The sequence below is a fragment of the Bradyrhizobium sp. USDA 4369 genome, assembly GCF_054056435.1.
The window spans coordinates 2,260,170-2,285,231 of the sequence record NZ_JBSRYH010000001.1; the positions used below are offsets into that span (position 1 = coordinate 2,260,170).

At 65.3% G+C, this 25,062-nt stretch carries 28 protein-coding genes and 1 tRNA gene; 14 read left to right on the forward strand and 15 right to left on the reverse strand.

Annotated features, from left to right (window positions below; translation table 11 throughout):
• Positions 1–197 precede the first annotated feature (197 nt).
• Both ACVIJ6_RS10210 and ACVIJ6_RS10215 read left to right on the forward strand, forming a co-directional pair.
• Positions 198–977, forward strand: coding sequence for an SDR family NAD(P)-dependent oxidoreductase (locus ACVIJ6_RS10210; RefSeq protein ID WP_456772613.1), 780 nt, complete (start codon positions 198–200; stop codon positions 975–977).
• 81 nt (positions 978–1,058) lie between these two features.
• Positions 1,059–1,868 carry a glutamine amidotransferase gene (locus ACVIJ6_RS10215; RefSeq protein WP_456772614.1) on the forward strand — a complete coding sequence of 270 codons (810 nt, stop codon included), beginning with the start codon at positions 1,059–1,061 and terminating at the stop codon, positions 1,866–1,868.
• Positions 1,869–2,012: 144 nt separating this feature from the next.
• On the opposite strand, the gene ACVIJ6_RS10220 is transcribed toward ACVIJ6_RS10215, so the two are convergent.
• Positions 2,013–2,088 (reverse strand) — tRNA-Ala (locus tag ACVIJ6_RS10220).
• Between the two features lie 212 nt (positions 2,089–2,300).
• On the opposite strand from ACVIJ6_RS10220, the gene ACVIJ6_RS10225 reads away from it, so the two are divergent.
• The 3 genes from ACVIJ6_RS10225 (at position 2,301) to folD (ending at position 3,899) form a co-directional block, all read left to right on the forward strand.
• Complete coding sequence (locus tag ACVIJ6_RS10225) at positions 2,301–2,591, forward strand: YggT family protein (RefSeq protein WP_012040622.1); 291 nt, start codon at positions 2,301–2,303, stop codon at positions 2,589–2,591.
• Positions 2,592–2,604: 13 nt separating this feature from the next.
• Positions 2,605–2,943 carry a DUF167 domain-containing protein gene (locus ACVIJ6_RS10230; RefSeq protein WP_456772615.1) on the forward strand — a complete coding sequence of 113 codons (339 nt, stop codon included), beginning with the start codon at positions 2,605–2,607 and terminating at the stop codon, positions 2,941–2,943.
• A gap of 71 nt (positions 2,944–3,014) precedes the next feature.
• Complete coding sequence (folD, locus tag ACVIJ6_RS10235; protein ID WP_456772616.1) at positions 3,015–3,899, forward strand: bifunctional methylenetetrahydrofolate dehydrogenase/methenyltetrahydrofolate cyclohydrolase FolD; 885 nt, start codon at positions 3,015–3,017, stop codon at positions 3,897–3,899.
• A 143-nt stretch (positions 3,900–4,042) separates the two neighbouring features.
• On the opposite strand, the gene ppa is transcribed toward folD, so the two are convergent.
• A complete protein-coding gene (ppa, locus tag ACVIJ6_RS10240) occupies positions 4,043–4,579 on the reverse strand; it encodes an inorganic diphosphatase (protein WP_012040619.1) in 537 nt (178 codons plus the stop codon).
• 202 nt (positions 4,580–4,781) lie between these two features.
• Complete coding sequence (locus ACVIJ6_RS10245) at positions 4,782–5,291, reverse strand: GNAT family N-acetyltransferase (protein ID WP_008963902.1); 510 nt, start codon at positions 5,289–5,291, stop codon at positions 4,782–4,784.
• A 405-nt stretch (positions 5,292–5,696) separates the two neighbouring features.
• Between ACVIJ6_RS10245 and ACVIJ6_RS10250 the strand changes: the two genes are divergently transcribed.
• The 5 genes from ACVIJ6_RS10250 to ACVIJ6_RS10270 all read left to right on the forward strand — a co-directional run bounded on the left by ACVIJ6_RS10250 (position 5,697) and on the right by ACVIJ6_RS10270 (position 9,975).
• On the forward strand, positions 5,697–6,164 hold the full coding sequence (locus ACVIJ6_RS10250; RefSeq protein WP_456776954.1) for a DUF2269 family protein: 468 nt from the start codon (positions 5,697–5,699) through the stop codon (positions 6,162–6,164).
• 13 nt (positions 6,165–6,177) lie between these two features.
• The gene (locus tag ACVIJ6_RS10255) at positions 6,178–7,500 is read left to right on the forward strand and encodes an SDR family oxidoreductase (RefSeq protein ID WP_456772617.1); all 1,323 of its coding nucleotides are present in this window, start codon (positions 6,178–6,180) and stop codon (positions 7,498–7,500) included.
• Positions 7,500–7,907: a thiol-disulfide oxidoreductase DCC family protein gene (locus tag ACVIJ6_RS10260; protein ID WP_456772618.1), complete on the forward strand. Its 408-nt coding sequence runs from the start codon at positions 7,500–7,502 to the stop codon at positions 7,905–7,907. The genes ACVIJ6_RS10255 and ACVIJ6_RS10260 overlap by 1 nt, the downstream gene beginning before the upstream one ends.
• Before the next feature lie 200 nt (positions 7,908–8,107).
• Entirely contained in the window at positions 8,108–9,082 is a 975-nt protein-coding gene (locus ACVIJ6_RS10265; protein WP_456776955.1) for a YeiH family protein, read from the forward strand.
• Between the two features lie 8 nt (positions 9,083–9,090).
• Complete coding sequence (locus ACVIJ6_RS10270) at positions 9,091–9,975, forward strand: LysR family transcriptional regulator (protein WP_456772619.1); 885 nt, start codon at positions 9,091–9,093, stop codon at positions 9,973–9,975.
• Between the two features lie 40 nt (positions 9,976–10,015).
• Here the strand turns inward: ACVIJ6_RS10270 and ACVIJ6_RS10275 are convergent, their stop codons facing one another.
• From ACVIJ6_RS10275 to ACVIJ6_RS10290, 4 genes are all read right to left on the reverse strand, one after another.
• Positions 10,016–11,263, reverse strand: a complete 1,248-nt coding sequence (locus ACVIJ6_RS10275; RefSeq protein WP_456772620.1) for a flavin monoamine oxidase family protein — start codon at positions 11,261–11,263, stop codon at positions 10,016–10,018.
• A gap of 103 nt (positions 11,264–11,366) precedes the next feature.
• On the reverse strand, positions 11,367–13,193 hold the full coding sequence (gene typA / locus ACVIJ6_RS10280) for a translational GTPase TypA (protein WP_456772621.1): 1,827 nt from the start codon (positions 13,191–13,193) through the stop codon (positions 11,367–11,369).
• Between the two features lie 225 nt (positions 13,194–13,418).
• Complete coding sequence (locus tag ACVIJ6_RS10285; protein ID WP_456772622.1) at positions 13,419–13,772, reverse strand: hypothetical protein; 354 nt, start codon at positions 13,770–13,772, stop codon at positions 13,419–13,421.
• A 9-nt stretch (positions 13,773–13,781) separates the two neighbouring features.
• Positions 13,782–14,045: a hypothetical protein gene (locus tag ACVIJ6_RS10290; protein ID WP_456772623.1), complete on the reverse strand. Its 264-nt coding sequence runs from the start codon at positions 14,043–14,045 to the stop codon at positions 13,782–13,784.
• Here ACVIJ6_RS10290 and ACVIJ6_RS10295 point away from each other — a divergent pair.
• Complete coding sequence (locus tag ACVIJ6_RS10295; RefSeq protein ID WP_456772624.1) at positions 14,044–14,256, forward strand: hypothetical protein; 213 nt, start codon at positions 14,044–14,046, stop codon at positions 14,254–14,256. The two genes, ACVIJ6_RS10290 and ACVIJ6_RS10295, sit on opposite strands and share 2 nt — an antisense overlap.
• Before the next feature lie 13 nt (positions 14,257–14,269).
• Here the strand turns inward: ACVIJ6_RS10295 and ACVIJ6_RS10300 are convergent, their stop codons facing one another.
• The 4 genes from ACVIJ6_RS10300 to ACVIJ6_RS10315 form a co-directional block, all read right to left on the reverse strand.
• A complete protein-coding gene (locus ACVIJ6_RS10300) occupies positions 14,270–14,527 on the reverse strand; it encodes a hypothetical protein (protein ID WP_456772625.1) in 258 nt (85 codons plus the stop codon).
• A 157-nt stretch (positions 14,528–14,684) separates the two neighbouring features.
• Positions 14,685–16,100 (reverse strand): radical SAM protein, encoded by a 1,416-nt coding sequence (locus tag ACVIJ6_RS10305; protein ID WP_456772626.1) that lies wholly within the window; start codon positions 16,098–16,100, stop codon positions 14,685–14,687.
• A complete protein-coding gene (locus ACVIJ6_RS10310; protein ID WP_456772627.1) occupies positions 16,081–16,800 on the reverse strand; it encodes a prolipoprotein diacylglyceryl transferase in 720 nt (239 codons plus the stop codon). The genes ACVIJ6_RS10305 and ACVIJ6_RS10310 overlap by 20 nt, the downstream gene beginning before the upstream one ends.
• A gap of 81 nt (positions 16,801–16,881) precedes the next feature.
• Positions 16,882–17,643, reverse strand: a complete 762-nt coding sequence (locus ACVIJ6_RS10315; protein WP_456772628.1) for a Crp/Fnr family transcriptional regulator — start codon at positions 17,641–17,643, stop codon at positions 16,882–16,884.
• Positions 17,644–17,806: 163 nt separating this feature from the next.
• On the opposite strand from ACVIJ6_RS10315, the gene ACVIJ6_RS10320 reads away from it, so the two are divergent.
• Positions 17,807–18,181, forward strand: a complete 375-nt coding sequence (locus ACVIJ6_RS10320; protein WP_456772629.1) for a response regulator — start codon at positions 17,807–17,809, stop codon at positions 18,179–18,181.
• 45 nt (positions 18,182–18,226) lie between these two features.
• Here ACVIJ6_RS10320 and ACVIJ6_RS10325 read toward each other — a convergent pair whose 3' ends face one another.
• Both ACVIJ6_RS10325 and ACVIJ6_RS10330 read right to left on the reverse strand, forming a co-directional pair.
• Positions 18,227–19,801 carry an alkaline phosphatase D family protein gene (locus tag ACVIJ6_RS10325; protein WP_456772630.1) on the reverse strand — a complete coding sequence of 525 codons (1,575 nt, stop codon included), beginning with the start codon at positions 19,799–19,801 and terminating at the stop codon, positions 18,227–18,229.
• 147 nt (positions 19,802–19,948) lie between these two features.
• Positions 19,949–21,295, reverse strand: a complete 1,347-nt coding sequence (locus tag ACVIJ6_RS10330) for a TAXI family TRAP transporter solute-binding subunit (protein ID WP_456776956.1) — start codon at positions 21,293–21,295, stop codon at positions 19,949–19,951.
• A gap of 357 nt (positions 21,296–21,652) precedes the next feature.
• On the opposite strand from ACVIJ6_RS10330, the gene ACVIJ6_RS10335 reads away from it, so the two are divergent.
• Positions 21,653–21,952 (forward strand): 4a-hydroxytetrahydrobiopterin dehydratase, encoded by a 300-nt coding sequence (locus tag ACVIJ6_RS10335; RefSeq protein WP_456772631.1) that lies wholly within the window; start codon positions 21,653–21,655, stop codon positions 21,950–21,952.
• 91 nt (positions 21,953–22,043) lie between these two features.
• Positions 22,044–22,451, forward strand: a complete 408-nt coding sequence (locus tag ACVIJ6_RS10340; protein WP_456772632.1) for a YkvA family protein — start codon at positions 22,044–22,046, stop codon at positions 22,449–22,451.
• A 113-nt stretch (positions 22,452–22,564) separates the two neighbouring features.
• Here ACVIJ6_RS10340 and ACVIJ6_RS10345 read toward each other — a convergent pair whose 3' ends face one another.
• Entirely contained in the window at positions 22,565–23,740 is a 1,176-nt protein-coding gene (locus ACVIJ6_RS10345; RefSeq protein WP_456772633.1) for a TAXI family TRAP transporter solute-binding subunit, read from the reverse strand.
• A gap of 143 nt (positions 23,741–23,883) precedes the next feature.
• Entirely contained in the window at positions 23,884–24,879 is a 996-nt protein-coding gene (locus tag ACVIJ6_RS10350; protein WP_456772634.1) for a hypothetical protein, read from the reverse strand.
• Positions 24,880–25,062 lie beyond the last annotated feature (183 nt).

The window sequence follows — 25,062 nt, forward strand, 5'->3', positions numbered from 1 at the left end:
GCGGAACCCGAGATGAACAAACTTTAATTTTGTTTCTGGCCGTAGTCGGTCCGATAAGCCTATGTGAATTCGAAACTATTGCTGCAATTGGATCCCGCGTCGCATTTTGCGCGGCTTGCATGTTCCGGTCTGCCTATGCTCTCGTCCGGCGCGACCGAAGATTGTCTGGAATTTGATCAGATCAAAGAGCTGGGATCGTGGGTGAACGTGTCACGCTCATAACAGGTGCGTCGGCGGGGATCGGGACCGAGCTGGCCCGTGTGTTTGCCGCCAATGGACACCGTTTGGCGTTGGCAGCCCGGCGCGAAGACCGCCTGGCGGCGCTGGCCCGCGAGATCGTCACCCAAGGTGGCCCGGAGCCGCTGGTCATTCCCTGCGACCTGACCTCGCCTGATGCGGGCGACACCATCGAAGCCGCTTTGTCGACCGCCGGCGTGGAGCTCGAATTTCTCGTCAACAATGCCGGCTTCGGCCTGTTCGGCAAGGCCGTGCAGCTGTCGCGGACCGAGCAGCTCGACATGATCGCGGTCAATGTGCGCGCGCTGACCGAGCTGTCGCTGCGCTTTGCCGACCAGTTGATCCGCAACAAAGGCGGCATCCTCAATCTGGGGTCGGTGGCCGGCTTCCTGCCGGGACCGGGCATGGCCGTCTATTATGCCTCCAAGGCCTATGTGATCTCCTTCACCGAGGCGCTGCGCAAGGAGCTCGCGCCGCATGGCGTCCGGGTGACCGTGCTGTGCCCTGGCCCGGTGCCGTCGGAATTCCAGGACCGCGCCGGTTTCAAGCCCGGGGTCGACTCGGTGATCCTGAACGTCTCGCCCAAAGCGGTCGCCGAGGCCGGCTATCGTGGCCTGATGGCCGACAAGCGCGTGGTGTTGCCCGGCCTCGGCATCAAGATCGTGCCGTTCCTGCTGCGCTGGTTCCCGCGCGGCTTCATCCTGGACGCGGTCGGCCGGCTGCAGCTGAAGCGCAGCTGATCGACGCTGGCGCGGGGCTTGCTTGGCCAGGGTTGCGCGCTCACGCGCCGTTAACTTTCGCTTAGCTATGATCGTCAGGTGATGCTCAGGCAAGACCCTTCGCGCCAACCGAACGGGACCGCCACGACGGACGTTCGACAACTGCCCTCCATCCCGGCCCGCGCGGCTACGCCGCGGCGGCCGGTTCTGATCATCCTGCATCAGGAGACGTCGAGCCCTGGACGGGTCGGCAATGCGCTCCGTGCCCGCGGCTATCCGCTCGACATCCGCCGGCCGCGCTTCGGCGACCCGCTGCCGGAGACGCTCGATGAGCACGCCGGTGCCGTTATTTTCGGCGGTCCGATGAGCGCGAATGATCCCGACGAGTTCGTCCGCCGCGAGATCGACTGGATCGATGTGCCGCTGCGTGAGCAGCGCCCGTTTCTCGGGATCTGCCTGGGTGCGCAGATGCTGGCGATGCAACTCGGTGCCAAGGTCGCGCCGCATCCGGAGGGGCGCGCTGAGATCGGCTATTACCCGATCCGTCCGACCCATGCCGGGCGCCGCTTGTGTCCGCATTGGCCAGATCACGTCTATCACTGGCACCGCGAGGGCTTCGACCTGCCCGCCGGGGCCGAACTGCTGGCCGAGGGCGGCGACTTTCCAGTCCAGGCCTATCAATACGACAACGCCACCGGGCTGCAGTTCCACCCCGACGTGACCTACGCGATGATGTGCCGCTGGACTACGCGCGGTCATGCCCGGCTGGACACGCCCGGCGCGCGGCCGCGCCACCATCATTTCGACGGCCGGGCGGTGCACGATACGGCGGAGCGCGCGTGGCTACAGCATTTCCTGGATGGCTGGCTGGCGCGGCGACCGGTTGCGGCGATGGCCGAGGCAGCAGAGTAGAGGCTGATCTTTTCAGTCAATCAGGCTATTCAAGTCCATTGGGCTGAATATCGGCCCGGCTTCGCCAAGTGGCTACGCCGGGCACCACGCTTCGCCCTTCGGGCACTGCGTGGGCGCGCCACGCTTAGCCCGAAGGGCGAAGCGTGGTGGAGCCAGGCGGGATCGAACCGCCGACCTCATCATTGCGAACGATGCGCTCTCCCAGCTGAGCTATGGCCCCAAGTCACGTTTCAAGTCCAACGGCTTGGTCACGCACGGCCGCTCGAGATTGGGAAGGCGGCCGGCAGAACGGCGTCATTTACAGTCGGGCCTCCGGCCAAGTCAAGAACGCTCACATCGCCCGTTAGCCTTGACGGGCAGCTTCCCTTGTTTGCCCCTGGGGGAACCGATATCTAGCGGTGAGCCCGTTCTCCCGCCCCAAGAAGCCCCCTGATGAAGCCCATCATTTACGTTCTGATCCAGGTCATCTCGCTTTACATGTACCTGCTGGTCGCGTCGGCCATCCTGTCCTGGCTGATCGCCTTCAACGTCGTCAACACGCGGAATCAGTTCGTCGCGGGCATCGCGGAGTTCCTCTATCGAATCACCGAGCCGGTGCTCAGCCCTATCCGCCGCCGGCTGCCGAATTTCGGCGGGCTCGACATCTCGCCGATCATCGTCTTCTTCCTGCTGATGCTGATCCAGATGTACCTGGCCGATTACGTCTATCCGTTCGTGCCCTAGGCCGAACGGGGCGATGAATCCGCTGCCCTGGCGCCCGGCGTCCGACGGCCTGACCGTTGCGCTGCGGGTGACGCCGCGCGGCGGCCGCGACGCCATTGACGGCATCGAGACGCTCTCCGACGGCCGCAGCGTGCTGAAGATCCGGGTGCGCGCGGTCGCCGATGGTGGCGAGGCGAATCGCGCCGTGACCGAACTGCTGGCCAAGGCGATCGGCGTCACCAAGGCGTCGGTGCGAATCACCTCCGGCGCCACCGCGCGGCTCAAGCAGGTAACGATCACAGGCGACGCATCCAGGCTCGATCAGGCCTTGCGCGACCTCGTCGCAGCCCATAAGCCGGCCGCGAAATCTTAGAGCGGTCCGATCAGGCGGCGGCGATCGTCGCGCCCCGGACCCATGGTGATCGACAAAACAGAGGACCGGACATGACCGCGCGCATCATCGATGGAAAAGTGATCGCAGCCGACCTGCGCGGGCAGGTGGCGCGCGAGGTGGAGCGGGTCAAGCGCGACCACGGCCTGACGCCGGGGCTCGCGGTGGTGCTGGTCGGCAACGATCCGGCATCCGAGGTCTATGTGCGCAGCAAGCATACCCAGACCCAGGCCGCCGGCATGGCCTCGTTCGAGCACAAGCTGCCGGCCGACGTCGCGCAGAGCGAATTGCTGGCGCTGATCGACAAGCTCAACCGCGACCCCTCCGTTCATGGCATCCTGGTGCAACTGCCGTTGCCGAAGGGCCTGGAGACCGAGATGGTCATCAACGCGATCGACCCGGCCAAGGACGTCGACGGCCTGCATCCGCACAATGCCGGCCGCCTCGCCGGTGGCCAGCCGGCGCTGGCGCCGTGCACGCCGCTCGGCTGCATCATCCTGAGCAAGACCGTCCACCCCTCGCTGGAAGGCCTGAACGCCATCGTGATCGGCCGCTCCAATCTGGTCGGCCGCCCGCTGGTGCAGCTGCTCTTGAACGAGAACGCCACGGTGACAATCGCGCATTCGCGCTCGCGCGATCTGGCTGCGCTGACCGCGCGCGCCGATCTGGTCTATGCCGCCGTCGGCCGTCCCGAGATGGTGAAGCGCGACTGGATCAAGCCGGGCGCGACCGTGATCGATGTCGGCATCAACCGCATCCCGACCGCCGAGGGCAAGACCCGGCTGGTCGGCGACGTCGCCTATGCCGAAGTGGCGGAAGTGGCCGGTGCGATCACGCCGGTGCCCGGCGGCGTCGGCCAGATGACGGTGGCGTGCCTGCTGGTGAACACGCTGCGCGCCGCCTGCGCGATCGCCGGGCTGCCGAAGCCGGCGGTGTGAGCCTTCGTCCCGACCGGCCAAGCTTTGCTGGAGCATGATCTCACGGACCAGCTTCCACCCGTCCGGATCATACGTCGGAGATCAGAGCGCCGGCGCCGCGCGGCTTGAAATCCCGCGGCGCCGGGCTGACTTGAAAAACAGTCCTACTTCTTCGCCGCCTTGGCGCGGGCGATGCCCTCGCTGATCAGCTGGTGGGCGTCGTCGGCATTGCCCCAGCGCAGCACCTTCACCCATTTGCCGGGCTCGAGATCCTTGTAGTGCTCGTAGAAGTGCTGGATCTGCTGCAGCGTGATGTCCGGCAGGTCGGAATAGGTGCGGACCTTGTCGTAGCGCTGCGTCAGCTTCGAGGACGGCACCGCGATGATCTTCTCGTCGCCGCCCGCCTCGTCCTCCATGATGAGCACGCCGACCGGGCGAACGCTCATGACCGCGCCGGGAACGATCGCACGGGTGTTGGCAACCAGCACGTCACAGGGATCGCCGTCATTGGACAGCGTGTGCGGGATGAAGCCGTAATTGCCGGGATAACGCATCGCCGTGTACAGGAAGCGGTCGACGAACAGCGTGCCGGCCTCCTTGTCGAGCTCGTATTTGATCGGCTCGCCGCCAACCGGCACTTCGATGACGACGTTGACCTCGCGCGGCGGATCTTTCCCGATCGGGATGGCGTCGATGCGCATGGATGCTCCGTAGAACTTGAACTTTGAGAACGTGAACGTTTGAGGGTCAGACGCTCGCGAGCTGAGCGCTCATATTCGCAGTCGCAAAAAAATCGCGACTGCGCAACAGCTACCTCAATCCGAAACCTTCAGTTCAGTTCAGGACCGCGTTAACGCTTGACGCGTCCAGGGTTCAAGCGGTCCGGGTGCAAGTGACCGGGACTCAGTTCGTCCAGGCGAAGGCGACTTTGTCGAGCGATTTCGGCCCGAAGCGCTCCGACGACCGTGCGACCATGCGGCCACCCAAGGCACGGTAAAACTCGGTGGCGGGATCGTTGTCGGACAACGCCCACACCACCATGCTCTTCAGCCCGCTTTGCGCGAGGTCGCGCTTGGCGGCCTGAAAGAGCCGGCGACCGAACCCCAGCCCCTGAAATTCCGGTCGCAGATAAAGCTCGTAGACTTCACCGTCAAAGTGAAGGCTGCGGGCGCGATTGCGGCCGTAATTCGCATAGCCTGCGACCTTGTCGTTGAACACCAGCACGCTGACGCGGCTGCCTTTGCGGATCGCGCTGTCCCACCATTGGGGGCCGCGCCGGTTGATCAGCTTCTCCAGCTCTGCGCCAGGGATGATTCCCTGATAGGCAGAACGCCAAGCTTCATCATGGGCTGACGCCACCGCAGCCGCATCTGCAGCCTTGGCCGGACGGACTTCGATCAGGGTTGTGCTCATGACGAGATCAAAGCAAGTCGGCGGCGCGCCTTCAAGGTGCCACGTTAAAGATCGGTTAACCTGTGGACTTTCGGCATCACCGTGGCGGAAAGCTGTGCCGAAAAGGGACAAATTCGCAACATCGCCGCGCGCGAACGGTGCTTAATAACCGCCAGCCACGACGAGAAACAACAAACTGCAGCGGACCGGCCGCAGCAACAGCTGACGCGGCCAGCGGAGAACGATTCTCCGCGCGGCAGGACGATGCCGCTCCACAGGATCCAAGAATTGTTCACCTTGCTTCGCCAGGACGCACAAGCGCCCGGCCGCGGCGCCAACCTGGCCGGGACAGCACGCACGCACTGCGATATCGATGAGCCAATGAAGGGCGGCGACCGATGGCTGCAGCCTGCAAGCAGGACCATGATGACGCTGTATTTCCTGGTCAAATATCTGCACGTCCTCGGCGCCATCGTCATTGTCGGCACCGGGACGGGGATCGCATTCTTCATGCTGATGGCGCATCTGAGCGGACAGGCTGCGTTCATCGCGCGAACCGCGGGCGTGGTCGTCATCGCCGACATGCTGTTTACACTGTCGGCGGTGCTGCTGCAGCCGATCAGCGGCGGCACGTTGATGTGGCTGTCATCGACGTCGCTGTCGGAGCGCTGGCTGATGATGTCGCTCGCGCTCTATGCCTTGGCGGGACTGTTCTGGGTACCGGTCGTCTTCATGCAGATCGAGCTGCGCGATCTCGCGCGCGCCGCCGACACCGATGCCCAGCCGTTGCCGCCGCGCTATTTCACCGTCTTCCGCCGCTGGTTCATCTGCGGCATTCCCGGCTTCGGGTCGGCCATGGCCATTCTCTGGCTGATGATCGCAAAGCCGTTCTGATCGGGAGCCGGCGATGACCGCCCATCCGCGCATCCTCGTGCTCGGCGCGTCCGGCCTGATCGGCCGCTCCATCACCGACGACCTGCGCCGGCGCGGCTTTGCGACGATCGGCCTGGCGCGGGCGTTTTCGGCCTCGCAACGAATGTCGCCGCTGGACATCGAGCTGCCGATCATGGCGCTCGATCCGTCGGCTCTGGCAGGGCTGATCCGCGCCCATGAGATCGACGTGGTCGTCAATTGCCTGGGTGTGCTGCAGGATGGTCCGGGCAGCAGCACCGATGCCGTGCACCGCGATATCGTCGCGCGGCTGCTCGCCGCGTTCGCCGCCTGCGGCCGCAACGTTCGCCTCGTTCACATCTCGATCCCCGGCACAGCCGAAGAGGACCAGACGGCCTTCGCGACGACCAAACGCGAGGCCGAGCGGTTGATTGCCTCGTCAGACCTCCCCTACGCGATCCTGCGGCCCGGCTTCGTGATCGCGCCCGCGGCCTATGGCGGCAGCGCGATGGTGCGCGCGCTTGCAGCGTTGCCGCTCGATCTGCCGGCGAAGGATGCGGCAACGCCGTTCCAGCCGGTCGCGGTGGCGGACATCGCGGCGACGGTCGCCTGGCTGGCGATGCGCCCGATGGATGACGAGACCACCCGTGCGGTGAGCTGGGACCTGATGCAACCGCAGCCGGTCACGCTCGGCGACGTCATCGGTGGGTTTCGCCGCAGCTTTGGCACGGTGCAGTGGCCGCGCATCGCGCTGCCCGCGCCGCTCCTCAAGCTGGGGGCTGTTGCCGGCGACCTGTCGAGCTGGCTCGGCTGGAGGCCGCCGATCCGCACCACCGCCATGGCCGAGCTGCGCCGCGGCGTCCGCGGCGATCCGCAGCCCTGGATCGCCGCCACCGGCCTCACGCCGACGTCGCTGGCTGACGCGATCGGCGGGCATGGCGCGTCGATTCAGGACAAATGGTTCGCGCGGCTGTTCCTGATCAAGGCGCTGATCATCGCGAGCCTGGTGCTGTTCTGGATCGCCTCGGGCAGCATCGCGCTGTTCGTGTCGTTTCCTGCGACCACGGCGATCCTGACCACGCGCGGCTGGCCCGAGGGCTTTGCAATTCCGTTCGCAGCCATCACCAGCATGATGGATATCTCGGTCGGCGTTCTCATCGCATTCCGGCGGACGGCTGTTTTCGGCCTGACCGCAGGCATTTTCGTCTCGCTCGGCTACTTGGCCGGCTGCGCGCTGTTGACGCCTGATCTCTGGCTCGAGCCGCTCGGCGCGCTGGTGAAGACCGGACCTGCGATCGTCTTGATGCTGGTCGCGCTGCTGACAATGGACAATCGATGATGACCAATTGGCCCGACGACGACGTGATCCTCTATGACGGCATCTGCGTGTTCTGTTCGCGCTGGGTGCAGTTCATCATCGCCCGCGACGACGCCAAGCGTTTCCGCTTCACGCCGATCCAGTCGCCTTACGGCATGCGTCTGGCGCAGGCGTTCGGCATCGATCCCAAGGAGCCCGACACCAACGCCGTCGTGCATGGCGGCCGGGCGCATCTCAAATCCGATGCGGCGCTCACCGTGCTGTCGAACCTGCCGGGCTGGGGTTGGACGCGCGCCTTGTTCGCGGTACCGAAGCCGCTACGTAACGCCGTCTATAGCGTGGTCGCGCGCAACCGCTATCGGATCTTCGGCAAATACGAAGCGTGCTTCGTGCCGGACGCCGAGCTGCGCCGGCGGGTGCTGGAGTAAGACCATATTGATCACTTGAAACGAACGATTTATCCAATATAATTCGTTGGATCGATTGGATTCAGCATGAAATTCTCTCCGAAACCGCTTGTTTGGGAGAGTTTTCCATGGCTACCCCTGCGCACGATCTCGCCGCCGATGCCCCTGTCGTCGCTCATCGCGCAAATGCCCGCGCCCCTGCCGCGCGTCTCTCGCTGCTATTGCCGGGGCTGGCGCTGTCCGCCGCGCTCGCGGCCGGTGCCTTCGGACTCCACCAGCTGCCAGGCTTCCGCCTGTTCAGCCCGATGATCCTGGCGATCATGGCCGGCATGGCGCTCCACAACGTCGTCGGCACGCCGGTGCAGGCCAAGCCGGGCGTCGCCTTCGCGATGCGCCGCGTGCTGCGGATAGCGATCGTCCTGCTCGGCCTGCAACTGACGGCCGCGCAGATCGTCGAGGTCGGCGCGCGCGGGCTCGCGGTGATCGCGCTGAGCCTGGCTGGCACGTTCCTGTTCACGGTGTGGATGGGGCGGCAGCTCGGTGTCGACAACAAGCTGACGGAACTGATCGCCGCGGGCACCTCGATCTGTGGCGCATCCGCGGTGATCGCGACCAACACGGTGACGCGCGCACCTGACGAGGACGTCGCCTATGCGGTGGCCTGCGTCACGGTGTTCGGCTCGATCGCGATGTTCGCCTACCCGCTGCTGCCGGCGCTGCTGCAGCTCGACGCCCACGCTTTCGGCCTGTGGAGCGGCGCCTCGATTCACGAGATCGCGCAGGTGGTCGCAGCCGCGTTCCAGCAGGGCCAGCAGGCCGGCGAGTTCGGCACCATCGCCAAGCTGGCGCGGGTGACGCTGCTGGCGCCGGTGGTGCTGATGCTTGGTCTGCTGGCCGCGCGCCGCGCCCGCCGACACGGCCAAGGCCATGTCAGCGCGCAGCCGCCATTGCCCTGGTTCGTGTTCGGCTTCATTGCGCTGGTCGGCATCAACAGCGTCATCACGGTGCCGGCCGAAGTGAAGACGACCATCGTGACCGCGACCAGTTTCCTGCTGTCGATGGCGCTTGCCGCCATGGGACTGGAGACGGATTTCGCCAAGCTGCGGGCGAAGGGGCTACGGCCGCTGGCGCTGGGCTTCGCAGCCTTCCTGTTCATTGCGACCTTCAGCCTGGCGCTGGTGAAGCTGACGACATAGGAGCCAATGTGACGCTCGAGCAGCTCAGGATCTTCGTTGCGGTGGCGACGCGCGAGCACGTCACCCAGGCGGCGCGCGAGCTCCATCTGACCCAGTCGGCAACGTCGGCTGCGGTCGCTGCGCTGGAGGCGCGCTACCAGACCAGGCTATTCGATCGCGTCGGCCGCCGCATCGTGCTGACGGCGGCCGGCAAGGCGTTTCTGGTCGAAGCCAAAGCCGTGCTCGCGCGCGCTGCCGCCGCCGAGACCGTGCTCGACGACCTCGCCGGCCTGAAGCGCGGACGGCTGGCGCTGGCAGCGAGCCAGACCATCGCCGGCTATTGGCTGCCAGCCTTCATTCACCGTTTCCATGACGCGCATCCGGCGATCACGCTGGGACTGTCGATCGGCAACACCGAGCAGGTCGCGGGCCAGGTGCGGGACGGCTCAGCCGATCTGGGATTCGTCGAGGGCGATGTCGATGACCCCCTGCTCGCCGCGCAGCCGGTGGCAGAGGACGAGATGGTGCTGGTCGGGCCGGCCGGCCATCCGCTGTGCCGGGCAGCGTCCCTCACGGCCGGCGATCTGAAGGCGGCCCGATGGGTGCTGCGCGAACAGGGCTCGGGCACCCGCGCCGTGCTCGAAGCCGCGCTCGGCCGGGTCGGCATCACGCCGGCGCAGCTCGATATCGCGTTCGATCTGCCGTCGAACGAGGCGGTACGCGGCGCCGTCGAGGCCGGTGCCGGCGTCACGGTGCTGTCGCGCCTCGTGGTGATGCGGGCCGTGAAGGCAGGCCTGCTCGCCATTGGCAACATTGAGCTTCCCAAGCGGCGCTTCTTCAGCCTACGTCACAAGGAGCACCACCAGACCCAGGCCGCGCGCGAATTCCTGCGCATGGTGAGCGCGGCGGGTTGATCGCGGGCACGTCATCGCGAGCGCAGTGACTGCGGGTGGGCTAGCGCTTCCCCAGCGATGCCAGCGCTTCCTTGGCGGCCCGCTCGCCGCTGTCGCGAGCGCCATGGGCGGTCGAGAAGAAATCCGGCGGCGTGGCCTCGCCGGCGAAGAACAGGCGATCATCGACCGGGGCCGCCAGTACCGCGCGTTTGGCGGCTTGGCCGGGCAGCGCATGCGAATAGGCGCCGCGCGCGAACGGATCGGCGCCCCAGCGCGACTCGGCGAGCGGCTTGAGGCTCTTGCGGATATCATGGCCGAGCAGCGCCACGACGTCGTCGATCGCCTGCGCCGCCAGCGCGCCCTCGCCTTCCGCCTCGATCTCGCGGGCGAAGCTGCCGCCGTAAAAACCTTCGATGCAGGGCTGGCCGAACGGACGCAGCTGAAAGCTGCCGACGCGCGCGGTATGGCTGCGGCCGCGCATGCCGGAATCTTTCGGCAGGTGCTCCCAGCCGTCGAGCGCCAGCGTCACCTTGTTGTCGAGGCCGAGCGGCAGGCCGGCGGCCGCTTCGACCTTCACGGGCAGTGCTGGCGTGAAGCGGATCGCCTCGTCGGCGATGAGATTGGTCGGCACCGTCACGATCACCTTGTCGGCCGTCAGGGTGCCCTGTGAGGTCGTCAGGCGGATGCGCGTGTCGCTGTGATCAATCAGGCTCACATTGCAATTCAACGCGATCGGCAGGCCGGCGCCATAGGCCGCGACGAGCGCGCCATAGCCGCAACGGATGCGCCAATTCAGCTCGGTGTCCTCATAGGCCTCGAAGTCGAGCAGCGACATCTGCTCCAGCTCGCAGCCGTTGAGATAGGTGCAGATTGCATCGATCATGCCGTTCCAGCGATTGCCGGTCTCCAGGCAGACGCTTGCCGGCGCATCGCGGCCGCGCGCGGCGGCTTCTGCCGTGCGGGTGAAGAAAGCATCGAGAGCGCGGATGAAGTCCTCACGCTCGGCACGCGGAAATGCCGCGTCATAGGCCTGGTCGCGCCAGGGCGGAAGGTTCTTGTCGATGGCGAAAGCAAGTTGCCCGGCGATGGCGACGAAGGAGTTGCGGTCGGCCGAATGCAACCAGCCGCAGCCGAGATCGAAGGTGACATCAGGCGAGGCCATGATGGTGTGGGCCCGCCCGCCGATACGATCCCGCGCCTCGAGCACGATGAACGAGACGCCCGCGGTCTGCAGCGCATGTGCCGCACCGAGACCGGCGGCGCCGGCCCCGATAATGGCGATGTCGATGGAGGATGGAAGGCTGCTCATGAGCAGCGCGAATAGCGAATAGGGAGTAGCGAATAGGGCTTCAGAAGCCGCCGCGCCATGTCAAGACCCTACCTCGCTATTCGCCACTCGCTATTCGCAGCCGTCAGGCGACCGCTTCCTTCTGCTTCTCGGCGCGCTTGCGCTCGTTCGGATCGAGGTGCTTCTTGCGCAGCCGGATCGACTTCGGCGTGATCTCCACCAGCTCGTCGTCCTCGATATAGGCCAGCGCCTTTTCCAGGGTCATCCGGATCGGCGGGGTGAGGCGGACGGCCTCGTCCTTCGAGGTGGTGCGGATGTTGGTGAGCTGCTTGCCCTTCAACACATTGATCTCGAGATCGTTGTCGCGGGTGTGCTCGCCGACGATCATGCCCTTGTAGACCTTCCAGCCCGGCTCGATCATCATCGGGCCGCGGTCCTCCAGCTTGAACATGGCGTAGGCCACGGCCTCGCCCTGATCGTTGGAGATCAGGACGCCGTTGCGGCGGCCCTGGATCGGCCCCTTGTAGGGCAGGTAGTTGTGGAACAGGCGGTTCATGATCGCCGTGCCCTTGGTGTCGGTCATCAGCTCGCCCTGGTAGCCGATCAGGCCGCGGGTCGGCGCGTAGAACACCAGCCGCAGGCGATTGCCGCCGGACGGGCGCATCTCGATCAGCTCGGCCTTGCGCTCGCTCATCTTCTGCACGACGACGCCGGAATGCTCCTCGTCGACGTCGATCACGACTTCCTCGATCGGCTCCAGGGTCTGGCCGGTGGCCGGATCCTTCTCGAACACGACGCGCGGACGCGACACGGAGAGCTCGAAGCCCTCACGACGCATGGTCTCGATCAGGATCGCGAGCTGCAATTCGCCGCGGCCGGACACTTCCATCGCGTCCTTGTCCTGGGACTCGACCACGCGCAGCGCGACGTTGCCCTCGGCCTCGCGCAGCAGGCGATCGCGGATCAGACGGCTGGTGACCTTGTCGCCTTCGGTGCCGGCCAGCGGCGAGTTGTTGACGATGAACGACATCGACACGGTCGGCGGATCGATCGGCTGCGCCTGCAGCGGGCTTTCGACGGACGGATCGCAGAACGTATCGGCCACGGTGCCCTTGGTGAGACCCGCGATGGCGACGATGTCGCCGGCTTCGGCGAACTCCACCGGCTGGCGCTCGAGACCCCGGAACGCCAGGATCTTGGTGATGCGGCCGGTTTCGACCAGCTTGCCGTCACGCGAGAGGACCTTCACGGCCTGGTTCGGCTTCACGGTGCCGGACGCGATACGCCCGGTGATGATGCGGCCGAGATAGTTATTGGCCTCGATGATGGTGCCGAGCAGCCGGAACGGGCCTTCTTCGACCGCCGGCGGCGCCACATGCTTGATGACGAGATCGAACAGCGGCTGCATGCCGTCATCGTGGGAGGCGTCGGGCGAGGTGCCCATCCAGCCGTTCTTGCCCGACCCGTAGAGGATCGGAAAATCGAGCTGCTCGTCGGTCGCATCGAGGGCGGCGAACAGATCGAACACTTCGTTGACGACTTCGGTGATGCGCGCGTCGGGCCGATCGACCTTGTTGATGGCGACGATCGGCTTCAGGCCGAGCTTGAGCGCCTTGCCGACCACGAATTTGGTCTGCGGCATCGGGCCCTCGGCGGCGTCGACCAGCACGATCACGCCGTCGACCATCGACAGGATGCGCTCGACCTCGCCGCCGAAATCGGCGTGGCCAGGGGTGTCGACGATGTTGATCTGGGTGTCTTTCCACTGCACCGAGGTGCACTTGGCCAAAATGGTGATGCCGCGCTCGCGTTCCAGGTCGTTGGAATCCATCGCGCGCTCAACCTGACGCTGGTTTTCGCGATAGGTACCGGATTGCTGCAGCAGCTTGTCGACGAGTGTGGTCTTGCCGTGGTCGACGTGGGCGATAATGGCGATGTTACGGAGGTTCATGGTCGGTGTCTTCTAAGCTTTCTCAAGAGCCCGTGCTCTGTCCCCGGCGGGGCGCGCGCTTTGTTATAGTCGAATCAAGCTGTTAGCTTTGCGACGCGCGCTCGCGAAACTCGTTCGGCGGCAGGGGCCTGCAGCCCCAAATAGGAAGCCCGGCCAATGGACCGGGCAAACCTCACGCGTTGCGGCGCAATATAGGCAAAAAATGCCAAAAAACAATGACTGCTTTCAGGAGCCAGAAGCGGTTTCCGAACGGCTGGCTGACGCCTCCGCCGCGCTCCGGCCGCGCTGCAGGGCGATCCCGACCAGAATGAGCCCGAGCAACCCGATGCCGAGGCTGGCGACGAAGATCCCGGCATACGGTCCCAACGCGAAGTAGGTGACATTGAAGGCGTAAACGGACGCGCACAGGCCTGGCACCATCAGGATACCCCCGAAGATGAGCATCGTGGCCACGGCGCAGCCCCGCCGCGACTCGGCGATGGGATCGGGCGCACCTCCAGGCGGGCCTTTCCAGCGCTCCCTGGGAAGCGGCGGCGACGGGCCACCGGCATCCCCATGCGGCTCATCCGGCTGCGTCATCGTTCCGCCTCAGCCCCAGCGGCGGCGCACCGCCAACGCGATCATGACGATTCCCGCCACGGCCATACCGGCCAGGATCGCTCCCGGACCGAAAAAGCCACCGAACTCGTTCCACTCGCGACGCATGACAACCATCACGCAACCAAAAGGAAAGGCCAGGACGAGGCCGCCCAGGATCGCCATGATCGTCGCAGCGAGGCTGACGGGCTCTCGCGTCCTCCGGACCTCCTCCAGGAAGGGCGACAGCGGCGGGCGGTGATCGGGATCATTCATGGCGTCGGGGCACCATCAGACGGATCGCGAAAAACACGACGAGCAGGCCGGCAACGGCCACGAATATGATGCTGTGATCGGATTCGCGGGGCTGGGCGTACGCAAATCGATGATGAAGCATAGCAAGCCCGGTACAAGCAGCACCAGCCCGATCAGCAGCATCGGGATGGACGACACCGCCTTCAAGCGACCGCTTGACGCGCATGGTTGAGGCTACGAGGGCGTCATGGGTCGTCCCGTTGACCCCGCCCGCGCCTGATCGCGAGGACGATCAGCACGATTCCGGCGATGGCCGCGCAGATGAACAACAGTCCGATCGGATCGACCAGATCATTGCGCGTGATCTCATTGGGGAAGACGACGAGGACGCAGGCGGCGGGAAACAGCAGGACGAGGCCGGCAATGACCGCGAGCGCAGTCAGACAGCCGGAGCGTCGCTGCGGCGGTGGAAGTTCGGGCGGAAGGATGGGACGTTCACTCATTGCAAGGCGACACCATGAGCCAGAGCGCGATCGCGCCGATGACGAACCAGCCGAACGAAACGGCGAAGTCGGACAACGAATTCTGCCGTAGAGCAGCCTCGCTGGACAGAGCGCCGGGGCCCCTGCTGCGGTGAGGTCAGATCAGACTCCGGCTCACTCACGCCCGTTGGCCCTTCGCCAGCCGGGCGCGGATGCCGTCGATGGCGCCGTTGCGGTAGAACAGATTGTAGGTGTCGAACGGGATGATCTCGCCGCGCTCGGTGACGAAATGGATGCAGGAGCGCTTGACGTTGCCGACACAGAAATTGAAGCGGTCGAGGAACTGCACGATGGTAACGCGAAACACGTGCTCGTAGCCGAGATTGTCGGGCACCTGGACCGAGGGCAGGCAGCAGAGGAATTCGGCGACGCGCTCGCTGGTATTCAGCGGCCCCGACGACAGCGAGAACAGCTCGATGAACTTGTCGCGCAGCGCCGGATATTTCTCCGGGCTGATCGTGTTGGGCATCACCGACAACAGTTCCTCCTGGGGCACCATCGCGGTCAGCGGCAGCACCGTCGTGCCATTGCGCAGGCCATAGCCGATCGAGATGCTCTCGGGGTTGCAAGGCAGCGGGATCATGTCCTGCTCGCCAAACACGCCGGTCGCGACGACACGGCGGCGGATCTCCGACAGCATGATGCGGTCGGTGTCCTTGTCGAAGCCGGCGTTGCGGCCGGCGTCCTGCACCGGCTGCAGGGTCACGCCGCGCACGCAGGACCATTGCAGCGCATGACGCACGATGTCGCCGATCTCGTCGTCATTGACGCCGCGCTTGATGGTCGCCACCAACGTCGTCGAGATGCCCTCGCGTTCGAGATTTTCCAGCGCCTGCTGGCGGATGCGGCGCAGATCGGCACCGCGGATGTCGGTGAGGCCGGCGCGCGACAGCGAATCGAACTGCAGATAGACTTCGAGCCCGCGCCTGTTCTCGGCCAAGCGCGCCACGAAGTCCGCCTCGCGGGCGATGCGCAGGCCGTTGGTGTTGATCATGACGTGGCGGATCGGGCGGGCGCGCACCGCAGCCAGGATGTCGAAGAATTGCGGATGAAGCGTCGGCTCACCGCCGGAGATCTGTACGAGGTCCGGCTCGCCCTCGCTTGTCACCAGCGCGTCCAGCATCCGCTCGACGGTCGCAAGCGGGGTGAAATGCGCCCGCTGCGGCGACGATTCGGCGAAACACACCGGGCAGGTTAGGTTGCAGTGATCGGTGATCTCGATCAGCGCCAGGCAGGAATGCTGCTCGTGGTCCGGGCACAGGCCGCAATCATAGGGGCAGCCATATTCGGTGCGGCGCTGGAAGCTGAGCGGCGTATCGCCCGGCTTGATGAACGCCTTGCAGCGCCGCCAATAGGCCGCGTCATCGGAGACAAGCGTCGACTGCACGCCGTGCTCCTTGCAGCGCTTCTCGTACCAGACCTCGTTGTCCTGGATCTGGATCTTGGTCGGCACCAGCGCGAGACACGTCTCGCACAGGGATTGGGTCTGTCCCCAGAACACATAGGGACGTGACTTACGCAGCGGCGCGTTCATGCATGACCTTCGATTGCGGCGCGGTTGCCAGCATCGCCAGGGCGTAGGCCGCAATGGCGAGCGACAGCAGGTGAAACAAGGTGAAGGGGCCAACGACCGGCCCGTACGGCTTGAAAAATTCCCAGACGAAGCGCTGCACGCCGTAGACCAGAAGCGCGAGATAGAAGCCGCTGTCGATCACCGCCGCATTCCGCCTGAGCACCGCGACGACATAGGCGGCGGCAAAGGTGGCCATCGCGAGGCTCTCATAGAGCTGCACCGGATGGCGCTGGATGCCGTCGCCGAAATCATGGCCCCAGGGCAGAGCCGTCGGCGTGCCGTAGGTGAAATCGTCGAGCCCGGCCGCAAAGCAGCCAATCCGCCCGACGGCGACCCCGACCGCGAACGGCAGTGCAAAGCGCGCCCCGGTGCGCAAGGTGATGCCGTGGCGCCATTTGTAGAGTTCGACCGCGATAATGCCGCCGGCGAGCGCGCCCTCGACCGAGCGCGCCAGCCCGGCCATCCCGGAGAGCCACAGGTTCAGCGTGCCGAACAGATACGCGCCGAGGCCGGCGCCGAATACGAGCGCGGCGATATAGGGCCATTCGGTCGACTGCCGGGGAAAGCTCACGCCGCCAAAGCGCGCGAGCCACCAGCCGGCGGCCGCCGCGCTGAGCCAGGCACCGACGTCGAAGATCGCGTGGAGAACGGCGCCGTCCATGCCTGCCCTGAGAACTTCCCAAATCCGGTTGCATCCGGACTATGACAAGTTCCAGCAGGCAAAGGCAATGCCGGGATCGGATCAGCCCGTCGCGGCCTGCTCGGTAGGATAGACGCCGCGCAACACCTCTTCGAAATGCGTCTTCACCGCCTCGTTGCACAGGCAGGAGCGCTGTTTCAGCGCCTCGAAGTCGCGCACCATGAAGGCGCCGCGCCGCGTGTCGAGAATTCCTTCCGCCCTGAAGGTCTGCACGACACGGCTGACATAGCTGCGGCCGACACCGAGCAAGGTCGCCAATTGCTCGTGGGTCAGCGGCACGATCGGCTCGCCATCCGTGCGGTCCAGCGCCGCGACGATCCACTTCGCCGTGCGCTGTTCGATCGAATGGATGGCGTTGCAGGCGGTCGACTGAAACACCTGCGCCAGCATGCAATCGGCATAGCGGGCGAACACGTTGCGCAGCGTCTTCGATTGCAGCTTGGCGGCGGCGAGTCGCGACAGCGGCAGCCGCGCAAAGGGCCCGCCGAACTTGACGACGATGCGCGTATAGGCAGGCAGGAAGCCTTCGCTGACGATGCCGCCCACCGCGCCCTCACGTCCGACCAGGATGGTTTCGACGTCGCGACCATCCTCGTTCGGCACCAGATAGGACGTCAGCGCCGGCCCGCAGGGGAAATGCACGATCTGAACGTCGTCGCCGGGACGGTAGAGCAGATCATTCGGCGCCGCCGCGTCCTCGACGAGATGCGGCGCGATGAGCGCGTAGTCGGCCGGACTCAAGCGTCGCAGCAGATTGTTGTAGGGCCGCTCCCGGGACAGCGTCGTCACAGCTTGGTTCAGCATCATCGTTCCCCGCGCCATGCGCATGTGCGTGATCCCCGCCCCTTGTGTTCACAAGTGCACCGACACAGGAACTCTGATATGCTGCCTTCGGTTCCAGGAACCCCCCGGCGCGCTTACAAGGAGGCGCCGGGCAGCGGGGCCTTCACCCGGAACCCCGCAGATCATGACAAGCTCGCAGTCCAGCGTGCCCGAGCATTATCAGGACGTGCTGGTCGTCGAAGACGACCCGATCATTGCGCTCGGCCTCGAAGATACGATTACGGATCTTGGCATTCCCCTCATCAGAGTCGCGGCCAATGTGGCCAGCGCTCTCGCCATGATCGAGGAGCGCGTACCGCAATTCGCGCTGCTCGATGTCGGCCTCGTGCGCGAAAAGAGCTTCGCGATCGCCGAGCGGCTGACAACGCTCGGCATTCCCTTCGCATTCTCGACCGGCTACGGCGCCGACCGCGTGCCGGCGGCGTTCGGCGACCGGCCGCGGCTGCCGAAGCCGTGTCCGACCGAGGCGCTGGAGGCGGTGTTGCGGCGGCAGGCTTAGCTGCCGCCGCAACACCCTACTGCGTTTTCGAGTGCGGCCGCCGGCTCAGCCGAGCTTCGGGTCGAGGGTCGTCGACCACAGCGCGACGTCGGCGCGATCGCGCAGCGTCACGGTCATCTGTCCGCTCTCGCCGTCGATCTTGACGTGGCCGAAGAACTGCATGCCGGCGGACGGCGGCAGGTTCTGCTTGTCGAGACCGGGCGCCTTGATGAAGCGCACCTCGGGGCCGAAGGTGTTGTCGAGCTCGTTCGGACCGAACGTGCCGGCATGCAGCGGACCGGAGACGAACTCCCAGAACGGCTCGAAGTCCTGGAACTGCGCCTTGTTCGGATCGTAGTAATGCGCGGCGGCGTAATGCACATCCGCCGTCAGCCAGACGGTGTTCGGGATCGGCGCCGTCTTGATGAAGCGCAGGATCTCGGCGATCTCCAGCTCGCGCCCGCGCGCCGGACCATCGCCCTGCGCAATCGCCTCGGAGCCCTTCTTGTTGGTCGCGTCGTCATAGACGATCAGGCTGAGCGGCATGTCGGAGGCAATCACCTTCCAGGTCGCGCGCGAGTTCAGCAGCGCCTGCTTCAGCCAGCGCATCTGCTCGGGCCCGATGAAATAGGACGACGGGCCATATTTGTCCTCGAGGTTCGGGCCGTTGGCGCCGCGATAGCTGCGCTCGTCGAGCACGAAGACGTCGAGATGCGGGCCGTAATTGATGGTGCGATAGACCCGGCCCGGCTCGGCGATGCTCTCGCGCATCGGATACATCTCGTGGAAAGCGCGGGCCGCGCGCGCGGCGAGCAGCTGGATGTTGCGCTCCTTGTAGGCCGCCGGCAGCTCCTTGGAGGCCGACCAGTTGTTGGTCACCTCGTGATCGTCCCACTGCACGAAGATCGGCACCTCGGCATTGAAGGCTCGAACGTTCTCGTCGAGGAAGTTATACTTATGAGCCGCGCGGAATTCGTCGAGCGTCTCGGCGACCTTGGCCTTCTCTTCCACCGTCAAGTTTTTCCAGACCTTGTTGTCCGGCAGCTTGACCTCGGACTTGATCGGGCCGTCGGCATAAATGGTGTCGCCGGAATGGAGGAAGAAGTCGGGCCGGTGCTTCTTCATGGTGGCGAAGGTGAACATGCCGCCATCGTCGGGATTGATGCCCCATCCCTGCCCCGCCACGTCGCCGCCCCAGACGAACGAGACGTCGCGCTTGTTGCCGGGCGCGGTGCGGAAGCGGCCGACCACCGCCTCGCTCTCGACGGCGGTGTGCGAGAGGTCGCGGAATTTGACGCGGTAGAAGATGTCCTGGCCGCTCGGCAGATTCTCCAGCAGCATCTTGGCGGTGAAATCGCTTTCGGGCAGCGCCGCGACCGGCGCCAGGCTGCGCGCGTTCTTGAACGACTCCGTCGTCGCGACCTCGACCAGCATTTGCGACGGGCGGTCGGCACGGGCCCAGACCACGCCGCCATCCATGCTGACGTCGCCGGACTGGACGCCATGCGTGATCTGCGGCCGGTCGGCGGCGCGGCTCAGATAGGGCATCGACAGCGTCGTGACGCCGGCGGCAGCCACCGTCGAGAGGAAACGGCGGCGGGACAGCTTGGACAGCTGCGGGCGCGAAAGGTGAATGGTCATGCGAATCTCCTGCTTGGATGGCGCGTGCAATCAGCGCCGCCGCCACCACGGCAGGCCTAGAAAAGATTGGTGACGCTGGAATAACACGACCACACCGAGCGCATCGGGATACCGTTCACAGGCAGGACCGTTGGGGAACGGGCGGGCTCAGGTGCCGGCGGCGCGCAATTGCGCGCCGGTGCGCTGCAGATTGGCCGGCATGCTCATCAGGATCAGCTTGCGGTCGGCGACCGCGTTGTGGAACTGCTCCAGAGCAATGTTGAACGCGGTGAGAGCGGCATGCTCGATCGCGCCATCCTCGAAGCAGGTCAGCGTATTGCGCAGGATCTCGTCGGCCTCACCTTGCAGCTGATCGAGCTCCTCGGTCGAATCGCTCTTGCGTGCGATCGTGATCATCTCCAGCAGCCGGTCGCGCAGCGAGCTGTTGATGGTACGTTCGTCCCGCTTGAGATAGCCGGCGAACCAGGCGCCCGCCGAGCCCATCGCCGAAAGCGTCATCAGCCCCCACCAGATGTAGTCGCTGTAGCGGTCCAGAAACGTCTTCTCCTCGCCGTCGACGAATGCCGCGGCGCCGGGATGGGCGGGAATCGCAGCGTCCTTGTCGGTGTCGGGGGTCTCGATCTTGGCGGCCAGCGGGAATTCCGACATCAACTGCTGGCGCACCGAGAACAATTGGCGGGTGAACGTCGACACCGTCGCATCCGACAGGCCCTTCCGCGCCACGATGTGGTGAGTGAAGCTGATGGTCTTGACTTCGTCCTCGGGCCGGTCCGGCGAGCCGCCAAAGGCACCGGCGGGGATATCGGTCGATTCATATTCGGGATGGTTCTGCGCGATCGCCTCGGCGGAGTCGATCGCCAGGAAGGTCGGCACGCCACCATCCTTGGTCGCGGCGGCGATGGCATCCGCGGTGATCTTGCTATTGACCGGCCCGGCCGCGAGATAGACATCCGCCTTCTGGTTGCGTACCGCCTCGGCCGCCTCCGAAATCGGAAATTGGATGATTTCGACCTTGCTGGCATCGACGCCGTATTGATGCAGGACGACCTTCAGCAGGTTCACGTTTGCCGGGGTCCGCCCGATAATGCCGACCTTGTGCCCGGCCAATTGCGAGATCTTGGTGATCTTGGCACCACTCTTGCGCCCTTTGCCCTTGGCCACCGGCGGCACCCAGAGCACGGCGACGTTCTTGCGCAGGGTCGCGACGGCCTGGGCATTCTTCGGCACTTCGAGGTCGCCGCGCACGATCGCGAGATCGACCTTGGCAGCGGCAAGCGCCTGCGCGCTCTCGGCCGCGCCTTCGGTCGGAACCGGACGGAGCCGCACCGCGGCATGGGATTGCGAAAAGGCTTGTGTGAGGGCTTGGACGACCTTGAGGTCGTCACTGTTCGGGGGACCGACCGCGATCTTCAGGGTCACCGGCCGCATCGCGAAATAGTAGGCACCCGCCAGCGCGCCGACAATCGCGAGGATCCCGGCGATGACGATGAACACGGCAGGGCGCATTTGCGAGCGCTGCGCTGGCGTGGTCTGTGGGTCTACCAGGTCCGGTCCTCCGGTCATCCGACGGCTCGGAAGCGGCGCCACGCGCAGCGCCGCCTGCCCTCGTTCTGCTCTAGAGGTAGACTGTAGCAAATTTCTTGTCCGCCCGGGGTGACATCTGCGTCATGGTTACCGGACCCAAGTGGCCCGATCATCGGGGCAGTTCCATGACCCGGCGGGATCGGCCGGGTGAGAGCTGCCTTTTGAACGATGTGGCGCGATCATCGCGACGGCTGCACATTGTAGCCCGTAAAGGTCCGGGTGCGGCACAAGGGCGCGGGCCATCCACGAGGTGAACGGGAGGTTGACATGATGGAACGATTATCTGCGGAGGCACGGAGCGACGCGCTGCGGAGACTCCCCGGCTGGACCGAGCTGGACGGCCGCGACGCGATCACCCGCAGCTTCACGTTCCGGGACTTCAACGAAGCGTTCGGCTTCATGACGCGGGTCGCGCTCATGGCCGAGAAGCGCGATCACCACCCCGAATGGCGCAACGTCTACCGCACCGTCGAGGTCGTGCTCTCGACGCATGATGCCGGAGGCCTGACGCGGCTTGATGTCGAGCTCGCCGAGGCGATGGATGCGATCGCCGCATCGATGGCCTGAACCCGGCCCTGCGACTTGCGGCAGCATTGGCCATCCCCACATGTGCCGGGGATGGCGCTCCATGGCGACATCCGGAACCTGGAGATGACACATGGCGTCGGATACGACCGACTACAGCGTGGGTTTCGAGCCTGCCGACCGGCTGGCGCGGGACCGCGACACTGTGCGCCGGCGGTTCTGGGTCAAGTTCAAGCAGGTCGTTGCCCGGCTGCCCTTCGCCGAGGATCTGCTTGCCGCGTATTACTGCGCCTTCGACAAGGAGACGCCGCGGCACGTCCAGGCCGCGCTGCTTGGCGCCATCGCCTACTTCATTCTGCCGTTCGATTTTCTGCCCGACGTGATGCCGGTTCTCGGCTTCACCGATGACGCGGCCGTGCTCGCCACGGCCATCCGCATGGTGGCCTCGCACATCACGCCGGACCATCGCGCTGCTGCGCGCGATGCGCTTGCGCGGCTCGCTGCGAAGCATGATCCGGATGCGGAAGCTGACGCCGGTTGATGCCGACTGGCCTTGGATGGCCACACTCATCGTCTGGACTGCTCAACAAAAAGCCCCGCCATGCGGCGGGGCTTTTCATTTGCTTCGACCTGGACTGAGCCGGGATCAGCCGCTCACCGCTGTCCCCGAGCCTGGGCGCGGGCGCTGCCGGTCTTTTCGGCCTCCCAGGCCTGATACTGCTTGAACAGGGCTTCCCGCTCGGCGTCGCTCTGAAGGTTCTTGCCGGCGTTGCTCTGCTTCAGGAAGTCGTCGAAGCGATCGCGCTGGGCGCCTTCCATCGCGTGGCTCTCGAGCCATTTGCTCGCCGAGGGAAGACGCTGCCAGCCCGCCAGCGGCGCCGAGAGCGAGACTTCCTTCCACTTCGGATGGAAAGGCGGGTTCTGGAACGCCGGAAACTTGGTGAAGAACGCATCGACGAAGGTCGCGAGCTTGCGATAACGATCGGTGTTCGGCGCCCAATTATAGGCCGCGAGCACCGCCGGCACTGCGATCGTATCCACCTTCTCGCCCTCGGCGATCAGGTTCGGATAGTCCTTCGCGGTCAAGGTCGCCGGGAGATAGTCGTTCTGCAGCGGCCGGTCGTAGTCCACATTGACGAGATGGAAGCGGCCGTCGTTCACGAAGTTGCTGACCGACTTGTAGGGCTTGCCGCCGACGACGATGACGGCGTCGAGCTCGCCGCGCTTCAGCTTCTCCATCGCGATGCGCTGCTCGATGTAGAGGAAGTTCGCCCGCAGGCCGAGCCGTTCGAACACGGTCAGCGCGGTCACGAAGGTGCCGCCATTGGGCAGGTCGACGCTGACACGGCGACCCTCGAGGTCGCGCAGATTACGCACCGCACGCGGCGCGATCACCTGCATCTCCTCATTGTAGAGCTTGGTGACGTAGGTGAACTGCTTCTTGATGTCCTTGGCGAAGCCCTTGCGCTCCAGATAGTCCAGCGTGTCGGCGCGGACGACGCCGAGGTCGACACCCTGCAGGAACAGGATGTCGGCCACGCTCTGCACCGAGCCGCGGCCGACGATCGGCAGAACGCGCAGATTGTTGCCGTCATCCAGCAGCGAGGCGAGGTCGGCGCCGAATTGCACATAGGTGCCGCCGATCGTGCCGGTGATCAGCGTCACCGTATTGGCGTTCAACGCCTGCTTGGTCTGCACCGAGCCGAACTGGAAGATCGCCTTCAGGCTGTCGCTGACCTTGGCGGGATCGAATTCGCTCTCCTCGGCATGGGCAGAAAATCCGAGCGCGAGGATGATGGCGGCAACGGCCGCTCCAAAAAGACGTCGCATGTATCCCCCTTCATTCAAGTCGGGCACATGATCGCTCACCGGAACGCGGACAGCGCCGGGTCAAAGCGGGCGCCGAGGATTGGTTCGAAGATCATGTCTAAAAGCAAAAAACCAAACACGACGGCAACAGCCGCCATGTGTGCTCAATTCTGCAGCTGGTCGAGGCGCCGCTGCGCTTCGGATGAACCGAGCTGAGCCGCCCTGCGATACCAATTGCGGGCGGCCGTCGGATCGGCATTGATGTTGCGGATGTCCTTGGTTCCGAGCACATGCGGATCATAGGTCTGCGCCAGCATCAGTGCCGCCGCCGGCTCCTGTGCTTCGGCCGCACGCTCGAGCAGCAGGCGGGCGGACGGAATATCGCCTGCCGCGAGCAGCCCCTTGGCGCGCTTCATGATGCCGGCCAGCTCATCCGGCTCCAGCCGCCGCGTCTGCACCGGCGGAGGGGCCGCCGTCACAGCGCCCAGGCCCGGAGCCACGATCGCGGCTCCGGCACCGGGGGACGTGATGGAGGACGGCGCCATGGCCGAGGACCCGGCCGGCGCGGCAGCCGCGTTGGGTGCAGCAGGCGCAGGCTGAGTAACGACGCGGTTCTGCAGCGCAGTCTGATACGCGTTGGCGATGTCGTCCCGGCTCGGCGCGACGGCCGCGGTCTGCACCGGCGAGGCCACGGCGGACGCTTCCGGCGGCAGTCGGGCCGGCTCATTCAGCTGCATGTCACGCGCAGTCAGCTGGGTGCCGCTGGGCTGGGGAGGCGCGGTGGGATCAGGGGTGCTGCCGATGATCGATGCCTTGGCGGTGGCGATGAGGTCGCGGGTCGCATCCGACGTCACCAGCGCGAACAGCATGGCGACGCCGGCCGCGGCAAGAACAGCCAACAGAATGCGCGACGAGATCGACGTGCGGCGCGCCCGCGCCGGCCACTGCTCCTCGAACTGCGTGCTCTCGATGGGATGACCGCTCTCATATTCGGAGAGGAACATCGGCATGGACTCGTCGGCCGGATAGTTGTCCTGGGCCGACCTGCCGAAACGATAGGTCCGATTGCGCTCAGGCGGCGGATCGTCAGGAAAAGGACCAAATCCAGATTCAGGTTGGTTCCTGTCCTCGAAACGTCCGCGGGTCGTCCGCTCAGCCATGGCCTTCTTCCCCATCTCACGTCACGCAACACACGTGCGGTCTCAAGCTCGTCAGAAGCTCGAGACCGTTACGATTGTTAGAGGCACCCCACTGCCACCAACTAATTGACTAATTGAATCCGACTAAAAGTGGACAAGAGCTGGCGCGATTCTGGGTAAATTATGATCTCATTGTGGCGAGCT